At 68.6% G+C, this 10675-nt stretch carries 10 protein-coding genes; 8 read left to right on the top strand and 2 right to left on the bottom strand.

Features of this window, described 5'->3' with window-relative positions; all coding sequences use genetic code 11:
• Positions 1–8: 8 nt before the first annotated feature.
• Both fliF and fliE read right to left on the bottom strand, forming a co-directional pair.
• On the bottom strand, positions 9–1772 hold the full coding sequence (fliF, locus tag AC3WT6_RS12350; protein ID WP_492653903.1) for a flagellar basal-body MS-ring/collar protein FliF: 1764 nt from the start codon (positions 1770–1772) through the stop codon (positions 9–11).
• Between the two features lie 15 nt (positions 1773–1787).
• Complete coding sequence (gene fliE, locus AC3WT6_RS12345; protein ID WP_492653902.1) at positions 1788–2108, bottom strand: flagellar hook-basal body complex protein FliE; 321 nt, start codon at positions 2106–2108, stop codon at positions 1788–1790.
• Positions 2109–3088: 980 nt separating this feature from the next.
• Between fliE and rlmB the strand changes: the two genes are divergently transcribed.
• The 8 genes from rlmB (at position 3089) to flgL (ending at position 10497) form a co-directional block, all read left to right on the top strand.
• Positions 3089–3859 (top strand): 23S rRNA (guanosine(2251)-2'-O)-methyltransferase RlmB, encoded by a 771-nt coding sequence (gene rlmB, locus AC3WT6_RS12340; protein ID WP_492653901.1) that lies wholly within the window; start codon positions 3089–3091, stop codon positions 3857–3859.
• A gap of 123 nt (positions 3860–3982) precedes the next feature.
• Positions 3983–4378 (top strand): flagellar basal body rod protein FlgB, encoded by a 396-nt coding sequence (gene flgB / locus AC3WT6_RS12335; RefSeq protein WP_492653900.1) that lies wholly within the window; start codon positions 3983–3985, stop codon positions 4376–4378.
• Positions 4375–4761, top strand: coding sequence for a flagellar basal body rod protein FlgC (flgC, locus tag AC3WT6_RS12330; protein ID WP_492653899.1), 387 nt, complete (start codon positions 4375–4377; stop codon positions 4759–4761). Before flgB ends, flgC begins: the two co-directional genes overlap by 4 nt.
• Before the next feature lie 13 nt (positions 4762–4774).
• Complete coding sequence (locus AC3WT6_RS12325; protein WP_492653898.1) at positions 4775–5434, top strand: flagellar hook assembly protein FlgD; 660 nt, start codon at positions 4775–4777, stop codon at positions 5432–5434.
• 40 nt (positions 5435–5474) lie between these two features.
• Positions 5475–6692 carry a flagellar hook protein FlgE gene (flgE, locus tag AC3WT6_RS12320; protein ID WP_492653897.1) on the top strand — a complete coding sequence of 406 codons (1218 nt, stop codon included), beginning with the start codon at positions 5475–5477 and terminating at the stop codon, positions 6690–6692.
• 32 nt (positions 6693–6724) lie between these two features.
• Positions 6725–7468: a flagellar basal body rod protein FlgF gene (locus tag AC3WT6_RS12315; protein WP_492653896.1), complete on the top strand. Its 744-nt coding sequence runs from the start codon at positions 6725–6727 to the stop codon at positions 7466–7468.
• Positions 7469–7474: 6 nt separating this feature from the next.
• Positions 7475–9316 carry a flagellar hook-associated protein FlgK gene (flgK, locus tag AC3WT6_RS12310; protein ID WP_492653895.1) on the top strand — a complete coding sequence of 614 codons (1842 nt, stop codon included), beginning with the start codon at positions 7475–7477 and terminating at the stop codon, positions 9314–9316.
• Between the two features lie 5 nt (positions 9317–9321).
• Positions 9322–10497 (top strand): flagellar hook-associated protein FlgL, encoded by a 1176-nt coding sequence (gene flgL, locus AC3WT6_RS12305; protein ID WP_492653894.1) that lies wholly within the window; start codon positions 9322–9324, stop codon positions 10495–10497.
• Positions 10498–10675: the final 178 nt, after the last annotated feature.

Raw genomic sequence — 10675 nt, 5'->3', positions numbered from 1 at the left:
GGGGGTGGTTATTCCTGCGCGATCCAGGCACGCATCACCTGGGCGACGCGCTTGGGGTCCTCGCGCACCGCCTGGCGGGCACGTTCCAGACGCTGGTCGTAGGCGGTGGTCGCCGGCGACGGTGACAGCTCTTCCTCGCCATGCGTGAGCGCGGAGGCAGGCTGCCCGGGCAGCGCTGCCCGCCCGACCGCGGCCGCGGCGTCGGCGGGCTCCGGCGGCGCCAGCGCGGCCAACTGGGCCGGGGTCAGCACCTTGCGGTCCGGTCCGCCGAACAGGCCGCGCATCACCGGGCGGATCACCGCGATGATCAGCACCAGCAACACCAGGGCGCCCAAGGCCTCGCGGGCAACGTCGCGCAACTCCGGGCGCTCCAGCAGCGGCACTTCCGGCTCCACATAGGCTTCGGTCGGCGCGAACGGTGCGTTCTGCACGGTGACGCTGTCGCCACGCTGGGCATCGAAGCCCACCGCTTCCTTGACCAGCGCCTCCATGCGGCTCAGCTCCTCGGGCTTGAGGGCGCTCGGCACCATGCCGCCCTTGCCATCGGGGCGCGGCAGGTAGTCCACCAGCACCGCCACCGACAGGCGCTGGATGCGGCCCGGCGCCTGCTTGCTGTAGCGCACGGTCTTGTCGATCTCGTAGTTGCGGGTGCTGCTGCGGCTCTGCGGACCACTGGCCTCGACCCCGCCACTGGCGGCAGCGGCCGCGTCATTGCTGGCAGCCACGGCGGCGGGATTCGCCGTGCCGGGACTGGCGGGGCTGGTCACCGCCGGCGTTGCCGCCGCGGCGGCCAGCGGTGCTGCCTCCGGCGGCTTGTTGCTGGTGGCTCCCGGCACACCGCGCGCCGCCACTGCGGCGTCGCGCTCCTCGCGGGTCTGCTCGCTGCGGATCGCCTGCGGATTCGGCTGGTATTGCTCCTCGGTCTGCTCGGCACTGGTGAAGTCCATGTCAGCCACCACCTGGGCGCTGATCCGGCCGCTGCCGGTGAGCGGCAGCAGGATGTCCTGTACCCGCCGCGTGTAGTCGTCCTCGACCCGGCGCACATGCTCGAACTGGCTGTTGGTGAGCGCACCGGCGCTGTCGCGGCTGTCGTCGGTGAGCAGATCACCGGCCTGATCGACCACGGTCACCGCCGTCGCCGGCAGCTCCGGCACGCTGGAAGACACCACATGGACGATGCTCGCCACCTGCTGCGGCGTCAGCGTGCGGCCGGGGTGCAGTTCGACCAGCACCGAGGCGCTGGGCGTGGTGCGGCCACGGGCGAAGGCCGAGGCCTTGGGGATGGCCAGATGCACCCGCGCGCTCTTCACCGGCTGCAAGGCGCTGATGGTGCGCACCAGCTCGGTCTCCAGCGCATTCTGGTAGCGCGCGCTCTCGATGAACTGCGAAACGCCGAAACCCTGCTCGCCGCGAATCGACTCGAAACCGACGCCGCCGGCCTTGGGCAGGCCCTGCCCGGCCAGCTTCAGCCGCGCGCTGCGCAACTGCGCCGCCGGCACGGTGAGCGCGCCGGTGTCGGGATCGACGCGGTTCTCGATGCCGGCGGCAGTGAGCGCGTCGGCCATCAGCGCCACGTCCTGTTCCGGCAGGCCCGAGTACAGCGGCTGGAAGCCCGGCGCCCGCGACCACATGAACAGCGAGAGTCCGGCGGCGATCGCCGCCGCCAGACCGACGAGCAGGAGCAACTGGCTCAAGCCCGGGACGGCGCTGATGCGCTCGCCCAAGGAGCGAAGATTGTCGGGTTGATCCGGGGTGAGCACGGCTTCACGCATGGCTTAGCTCGCGGCTCAGATCGGCATGTTCATGATGTCCTGGTAGGCGGCAACCACCCGGTTGCGCACCTCCACCGCCGCCCGGAAGTTCACCTGCGCGCGGGCGCCGGCGATCATCACCGAGGCGAGGTCCACCGACTTGTCGCCCAGCTCGAAGCGGGTGGACAGATCCGCCGCCGTGTTCTGCGCGCCGGCGACACCGTCCACCGCCTTGCCGAGGGTATTACTAAAGTCCGCGAGCGCCTTGCCGTTATCGGTTGCAGCGGGAGCACGCGCCGAGGCCGCATTGAGCGTGCGGATCTGGGCGAGAACCTGGTTGATGCCGATGTCGTTCATTGCGGGCCCTTGAGGCGCGGGTTTGAGCGGGCTTGGAGCAAGTCCCGGACCAGCCTGGGTGTCGGGTCTTTGACGGGGTTTGTGTAAGCCTCGGGGTCGGGCGCATGGCGCCCTGCAAGGCACGGCGCGCGGGTCTTCGGTTCGCGCATTCGCGCTCTGCTGGCTGTGCAGGGCCTGAGAGCTTTTTTTCGCCTCTTGGCGACTCACTTTTCTTTGCTTGTGCAAAGAAAAGTAAGCAAAAGAAAGCACACCCCTGCGTCGCGCCCCTACGGGGTACCCTGCGATGCTCGTGGCCGGGGGGACGCGCCCGAACTCGGCGCCCTATAGGCGCCTCGAACATGCGGGCGCTTCCATACCCCCCGACCACTGCGCTTCTCGGCGCTTACGAAGGGGACCGGAACGTCCACAGCACGGCGGTCTTCGCCCGCCGCAACCTCTACAGCAGGCGCTAGCTTCGCTCGCGCGAGGTTGGCGCAGCCAACGAGCCTGAATGCTTTTGACTTACCCCTCCCCTTCGTGGCGCCGAGAAGCGGAGGACCAAAGGGGGATAGCAGCGAGCGCATGTCTGAGACGCCTATAGGGCGCCGAGTTCGCGAGCGGCCCCTTTGGGCCGAGCATCGCAGGTTTACCCCCGTAGGGGGCGCTACGCAAGGGTGTGCTTTCTTTTGCTTACTTTTCTTTGCACAAGCAAAGAAAAGTGAGTCGCCAGGGGGCGAAAAGAAGACTTCAAACCCTGCACAGCTAAAAGAGCGCGAATGCGCGAACCACCAGCACCGCACACCAGCAGACCAAGGCGAAAGCACTGCACTCCGCCACGGCTTTCCCCCTCCCCTAACCCCTCCCCACAAGGGAGAGGGGAACTTGGGCAGAGGCAGAGGCAATGGCGCCAGGCGGGGCGTAGTCATGCTTGGCCTGTTTCAAATGGAAGGCGGCAAACAAAGAATCCAGCGCCCACCGGCGCCAGCCATTAAACTGCGCCCATGTCCGAAACCTATATCGGCGGCTTCCATGCCGTCACCGCCGCCCTCGAAGACGGCGACAAGCAACCCCGCGAAATCCTGGTCGCCGACGCCCGCCGCGACTCGCGCATGGCCGCGCTGCTGTCGCTGGCCGCACGCCGCAAGGTCACCGTGCGCACCGTCTCCAAGGACCAGCTCGACCTCTACGCCCCCGGCCTGCGCCACCAGGGCGTGATCGCGGCGGTGCCGGCAGCCGACTTCCAGGGCGAGGATGCGCTGGAAGTGCCGGCCACGCCGGACCGCCTGGTGCTGGTGCTCGACGGCGTGCAGGACCCGCACAACCTCGGCGCCTGCCTGCGCACCGCCGAGGCGGTGGGCGTCACCGCCGTCATCATCCCCAAGGACCGCGCGGTTGGCCTGACGCCGGTGGCCCGCAAGGCCGCGGCCGGCGCCGCCGAGCGGGTGCCGGTGGTGGCGGTGACCAATCTGGTCCGCACCCTGGAGCGCCTCAAGGAGCTGGGCTACTGGATCACCGGCCTGGCCGGCGAGTCCGACGAGCTGATCTACGACGTCGACCTCACCGGCCCCACGGTGATCGTCATGGGTGGCGAAGGCGATGGCCTGCGCCGGCTCACCCGCGAAACCTGCGACAAGCTGGTGCGCATTCCCATGGTCGGCGAGATCGAGAGCCTGAATGTCTCGGTGGCCGCCGCGGTCTGCCTCTACGAGTCCTTCCGCCAGCGCCAGGCCGCCGCGGCCAAGACCAGAAAGCCGCCCGCCCGGCGCAAATAGGCGCTCGTCGGCGGGCCGTTCAAGGTCCGCGACAGGAAGCCGTCACCGCTGCCCGAAAAACCTCAGGCACGGGACTTGAAGGAGCCCCTCCGACCAGACCCTTTTGGCTGACGGAGGTGCCCCATGTCCGACCCGCTATTCGGCGTCCACGCCGCGGCGCTTTCGCTTGGCCGTCAGCGCATGGACGTGCTCGCCAGCAATCTGGCGAACGCCGACACCCCGCATTTCCAGGCCAAGGACATCGACTTCGAGCGCGCGCTCGCGGCCCAGACCGCGGTCGCCGACGCCGAGCGCCTGAGTGGCAGCGATGCCCGCCATCTGAGCACGGCCGCCGAGCCCGGTGAAGCCGAAACCGTGTGGCGCGTGCCGCTCCAAGCCTCGGCCGACGGCAACACCGTCGACGCCCAGATCGAGCAGGCGCAGTTCGCCGACGCGGCGCTGCGCTACCAGGCCAGCCTCAATTTTCTCGACGGTCGGGTGCGCTCGCTGATGACCGCCATCACCGGACAATCCGCATGAGCCGCTTCCCGGTCTTCGATGTCGCCGGCTCGGCGCTGGCGGCGCAGTCGGTGCGCCTCAACGCCACCGCCTCCAACCTCGCCAACGCCAACAATCTCGCCGGCTCGCCGGAGGCGGTGTACCGCGCTCACGAGCCGGTGTTCCAGAGCGTTGACGGCGGCGTGCGCGTGCAGGAAGTGCGCGAGGACAGCCGCGAGCCGCAGAAGCTCTACCAGCCCGGACATCCGCTCGCCGACCCCGAGGGCTACGTCTATGCCCCCAACGTCAACGTCGTCGAGGAGATGGTCAACATGATCTCCGCCTCGCGCAGCTACCAGAGCAACATCGAGGTGTTCAACACCTCGAAAGATCTGGCGCTGCGCACCCTCACTCTCGGCAAGTAAGTAAAGGACTCCCATGACCAGCAGCGTTGGCGGCTACGAGTCGCTAGGCCTAGGCACGGCGGTGCAGAGCAGCAAGAAGAGCGAGATCGGCCAGGCCGATTTCCTCAAGCTGATGACCACCCAGCTGCAGGCGCAGGACCCGTTCAAGCCGATGGACTCCAGCCAGTTCCTGGGCCAGATCGCGCAGTTCTCGCAGGTTTCCGGCTTGCAGGATCTCAACAGCGCCTTCGCCGGTCTCGCCAGCAGCCTCACCGCCAACCAGACCCTGCAAGGCGCCGCCCTGGTCGGCCGCGAGGTGCTGGTCGCCGGCAGCCGTCTGAATCTCGGCAGCGAGGGCAGCGTCAACGGCGCCATCGAGGTGCCGCAGTCCGGCTGGCTGTCGGTGGAGATCAGCGATGCCAGCGGCCAGGTGGTGCGCCATATCGACTACGGCGCCCAGGGTGCCGGCCGCGGCGACTTCAGCTGGGACGGTCTCGATGACGACGGCAAACGCCTGCCGGCCGGTAGCTACAAATTCCAGGCGCAGGTCAGCAGCGATGGTGGCAGCAGCGTCGCCGCCAATACCTATGTACTCGGCCAGGTGATCGGCGTGCAGCCGTCGAGCTCCGGCCTGCAAGTCGAGGTCAGCGGCATCGGCACGCTGCCGCTGTCGCAGATCGAACGCATCCAGTAGTCAGCCCCCAACACAACCCTTTCCTCGCAGGAGGCTTTACATGTCCTTCAACTTCGCGCTCAGCGGCCTCAACGCCGCCTCGTCCGACCTCAACGTCACCGCCAACAACATCGCCAACGCCAACACCATCGGCTTCAAGAACAGCCGCGCCGAGTTTGGCGATGTGTTCTCCGCCACCTCCTACGGCCTGTCGCGCACCGCCAGCGGCAACGGCACCCGCCTGCAGGACATCCGCCAGCAGTTCAAGCAGGGCAACATCAACTACACCGAGAACACCCTCGATCTCGCGATCAGCGGCGAAGGCTTCTTCACCGTGCGCAGCGACAAGGGCGTGGCCTACACCCGCGCCGGTGCCTTTGGCGCCGACCAGAACGGCCTGGTGGTGAACAACGCCGGCCAGCGCCTGCAGGTGTTCCCGCCGCTCGCCGGCGGCGGCTTCGACACCGCCAACATCGGCGACCTGCGCCTGGGCACCGCCGACAGCCCGCCGAAGGCGAGCAGCCTCTTGGAAGTGGTGGCCAACCTGCCGGCGGATGCCAGCGCGCCGACCATCACGCCGTTCTCCGCCACCGACCCCAACAGCTACAACCAGGGCACCTCGGTGACGCTCTACGACTCGCTGGGCACTGCGCATCCGGCCAATCTCTACTTCGTGAAGTCGGCCACCGCCGGCGCCTGGGACGTGCACGTCACCGTCGACGGCAACGAGGTGGGCAGCGCCCAGACCATCCAGTTTTCCGGCACCGGCGCGCTCACCTCGCCGGCCAACGGCCAGCTGAGCCTGGCGATGGTGACGCCCAGCAACGGCGCCGCGCCGCTCAGCCTCAATCTGGATATCGACAAGCTCAGCCAGTACGGCAGCAAATTCACCGTCTCCCGTCTGAACCAGGACGGCTATGCCGCCGGCGATCTGACCGGCCTCAACATCAGCGACGAGGGCGTGGTCGAGGGCACCTATTCCAACGGCCAGAAGATCCCGCTCGGCAAGGTGGCGCTGGCGCTGTTCAGCAATGCCCAGGGCCTGAAGCAGCTCGGCGATACCGCCTGGAGCGAGACCATCGACTCCGGCCCGGTGCTGCTCGGTTCGGCCGGCACCGGCTCCTTCGGCCAGGTGCAGTCGGGCGCGCTGGAGGCCAGCAATGTCGACCTCACCGCGCAGCTGGTGAACATGATCACCGCGCAGCGCAACTTCCAGGCGAACGCGCAGATGATCCAGACCAGCGACTCGATCACCCAGACCATCATCAACATCCGCTAGCCAGCCCCACCGCGCCGGAGCGCCTTTAAGCCATGGACCGCGCCCTCTACGTCGCCCTCTCCGGCGCCACCCAGACGCTGCGCGCCCAGGCGGCCAACAACCACAACCTGGCCAATGCCAGCACCACCGGCTTCAAGGCCGAGCTGGTGGTGGCCGAAGCCAAGCAGATCGCCGGCACCGGCTTCGAGAGCCGCGTCAACGCCCGTAGCCTCGACGCCGGCATCGACAGCCGCGCCGGCACCATCCTCAGCACCGGCCGGGAGCTGGATGTCGCGCTCGGCGCCGGCGACTGGCTGGCGGTGCAGGCCGCCGACGGCCGCGAGGCCTACACCCGCGCCGGCGAGTTGCAGGTCGACGCCGACGGCCTGCTGCGCACCCGCGGCGGGCAGGAGGTGCTGGGCGAAGGTGGGCCTATCCAGGTTCCGCCCAACTCCCAGCTCAGCATCGGCAGCGACGGCAGCATCTCGGTGATCCCGCTGGGGCAGACCAGCGGTACCGCGGTGACGGTCGGGCGGCTCAAGATTGTGGCGGCCGAGCCGACACAGCTGACGAGGGCCGGCGACAACCTGTACTTCGCCCGCGAGGGCAGCCCGCCGCTGGAGACCAGCAGCGGTGCGAAGGTGGTCGCCGGCGCTCTGGAAAGCAGCAACGTCAACATCGCCGAGTCGATGGTGACGATGATCGAGCTGGCCCGGAACTTCGAGCTGCAAACCCGCGCGATGAAGTCCGCTGATGAAAACGCCCAGCAGGCGGCCAGCCTGTTGCGCATGAAGTGAGATGCCATGGCTGACATCCTCAACATCGGGTCTTCCGCGCTGCTGGCCGCGCAGCGCGGCCTGGAGGTGACCAGCCACAACGTCGCCAACGTCAACACCCCGAACTACTCGCGACAGCGCATCGAGCAGTCGGCGCGCGTCGGCCGATTCGACAGCAGCGGTGGTGTCAGCGTCGATCTCACCCGCCGGCTCAACGATGCGCTGCTGGAAACCCGGCTGGTGCGCAACAGCAGCGAAACCGCGCGGCTGAGCAGCTTCGACGGCTTGGCGCAGCGGGTAGACAGTCTGCTGTCGGACCCCGACACCGGGCTCTCCTCCAGCCTCGACAGCTTCTTCTCCTCGCTCTCCGATCTCGCCGCCGACCCGACCTCGACCGCGGTGCGGCAGAGCACCCTGGGCGCCGCCCAGTCGCTGGCCGACCGCTTCAACAGCCTGCACGGCGAACTCTCCTCGCTGGACTCGGAAATCGACCAGCGCCTGAGCATCGCCGTCGGCACGCTCAACGACCAGACCACGGCGCTGGCAAAGCTCAACGAGCGCATCGCCAGCGCCGGCAGCAATGCCTCACCCGACCTGCTCGACAGCCGCGACAAGCTGGTGCAGGACATCGCCGGCCAGTTGCGGGTGAGCACCGTGCAGCAGAGCGACGGCAGTCTCAATCTCTACACCGGCTCCGGTCAGCCGCTGGTGGTGGGCAGCACCGCGATTCCGCTGGCGACCAGCGCCGACCCCTTCCGCCCCGACCGCATCGAGATCGCCGGCGGCAGCCAGCTCTCCGGCGGGGCCATCGGCGGCCTGCTCGACGCCCGCCGGGAACTGATCGACCCGGCGCTGGAAAAGCTGGGCCGCATGGCGGTGGTGATCAGCGACCGCGCCAACAGCATCCAGGCGCAGGGCGTGGACCTCAAGGGCAATAGCGGCTCGCCGCTGTTCACCCCGCTCGACGGCGAGGTGCTGGCCGCCAGCGGCAATACCGGCAGCGCGCAGCTGGACCTGAGCCTGAGCAATAGCGGTGCGCTGACCGGCGGCGACTACCTGCTGCGCTACAGCGGCGGCAACTGGCAGCTGACGCGCGCCAGCAGCGGCGCCGCGGTGAGCTTGAGCGGCAGCGGCACTGCGGCCGATCCCTTTACCGCCGAAGGCCTGTCGCTGGTGGTCAGCGGCAGCGCCAGCGAGGGTGACCGCTATCGGCTGTCACCCAGCCGCGAAGCGGCGGCGGCCTTCAAGCTGAGCCTCAGCGACGCCGGCGGCTTGGCCGCGGCCAGTCCCTTGAGCGCCAGCGCCAGCCTCGCCAACACCGGCAGCGCCAAGCCCGCCAGCTTAAGCGTCACCGATGCCAGCAATCCGGCGCTGAAGACTCCGGCCAGCATCGTCTTCACCAGCGCTACCACCTATTCGATCAACGGCGGCGCCGAGCAGAGCTGGACTGCCGGCAGCGCCATCAGCGGCAACGGCTGGAGCTTGAGCCTGAGCGGCAGCCCGGCCGCCGGCGACAGCTTCAGCCTGGCAGCGACCGCGGCCGGCAGCGGCGACAACCGCAATGCCCTGGCGCTGTCCGGGCTCGCCAGCCAGAAGCTGCTCGACGGTGGCACCAGCAGCCTGGTTTCCGCCAACAGCAATCTGGTCACCCAGATCGGCTCCACCGCCGAGCGGGTCGGCATCGCCAAGACCGCCGCCGAGGCCTTGCAGGCGCAGGCGCAGACCGAGCGCGACTCGCTCTCTGGCGTGAATCTCGACGAAGAGGCCGCCAACCTGATCCGCTACCAGCAGGCCTATCAGGCCGCCGCCCAGGTGATCGCCACCGCCAGCGCCGCCTTCGAGTCGCTGCTCGCCGCCGCCAGGAGCTAGTTGCCATGCGCCTGTCCACTCTCGGCGTCCACAACGCCAGCGTTACCAGCCTCTTGAACAAGCAAGCCGAGCTGGCGCTCACCCAACAGAGAATCAGCTCGGAGCGCAAGTTCCGCACCGCCGGCGAGAACCCCGCCGGCATGGCGCAGTCACTGGCGCTCGACAGCGCGCAGGCCGCCCACGCGCGGCTCGCCGACAACGTCACCACCCTGCGTCATCGCTTGTCGGTGGAGGAATCCACGCTCGGCGCCGTCGACGACAACCTGACCCGCGTCCGCGAGCTGGCCTTGCAGGCCAACAGCGCTGCGCTCTCCAGCGATGACCGCAAGCAGATCGCCGGCGAGCTGGAGCAGCTGTATGCGCGGCTGGTGGATCTCGCCAACAGCGACGACGGCACCGGCCATCATCTGTTTGCCGGCAGCCGCGACGGCGACGCACCGTTCGCGATCAGCGCCGGCGGCGTCAGCTACAGCGGCGACCAGCAGCCGCGCGAGCTGCCGGTCGGCACCGGCACCCGCATGGCCGATGGCGACTCCGGCGACGCGGTGTTCCTGCGCATCCAGACCGGCGCGCAGGTGCAGGCGGCCAGCAGCAACGGCGGCACGCTCTCGGTCGCCAGCCTGGATTCGGCCGCCGGCAGCGCGCAGGCCCTGAGCTTGAGCTTCAGCGGCGGCCAGTACGAGGCCCGCGCCGCCGACGGCAGCCTGGTGCAGTCCGGCAGCTACAAGGCCGGTGATTCCCTGAGCCTGCCCGGCGTGCGCCTGACGCTGAAGGGCACGCCCGCCGACGGCGACCGCCTGAGCCTGACGCCCGGCGGCAATCAGGACTTGTTCGCACAGCTGCGCTCGGTCATCACCTCGGTGCAAGCCCCGGTCGCCACCGATGCCGAACGCGCGCAAGCACAGACGCTGCGCAGCAGCGCGCTGAGCGCGCTCGACGCCGGCATGAACCACATCTCTAGCGTGCGCAGCTCGGTAGGCACGCGGCTGGCTTCGCTGAACGAGGTCGAGACGCAGCTGGGAGCGCTGGACGAACAACTGCAAACCACCTTGTCCGATGTCCGCGACATCGACTACGCCGAGGCAATCAGCAAGCTGCAGTTGCAGACCACCGGCCTGCAGGCGGCGCAAGCGGTGTTTGCCAAGGTGCAGGGGCTGACCTTGTTCAACTACATCCGCTGAGCGGGTGTGGCTGTTTGCTGTCTCGCGGAGACGAGGCGGAAATAGGCGCAGCATTGTTTGGCACCGCCGAGCGCCATCGGCCATGCGTGTGCCGATGGCCTTGCCCTCTCAGTCCCCCTCCCCTTTCTCAGTTCCCCTCCCCTTGCGGGGAGGGGTTAGGGGAGGGGGAAAGCCGTAG

The sequence above is a fragment of the Stagnimonas sp. FW305-C-60 genome, assembly GCF_058782965.1.
This window is presented reverse-complemented; position numbering and strand designations above follow the sequence as displayed.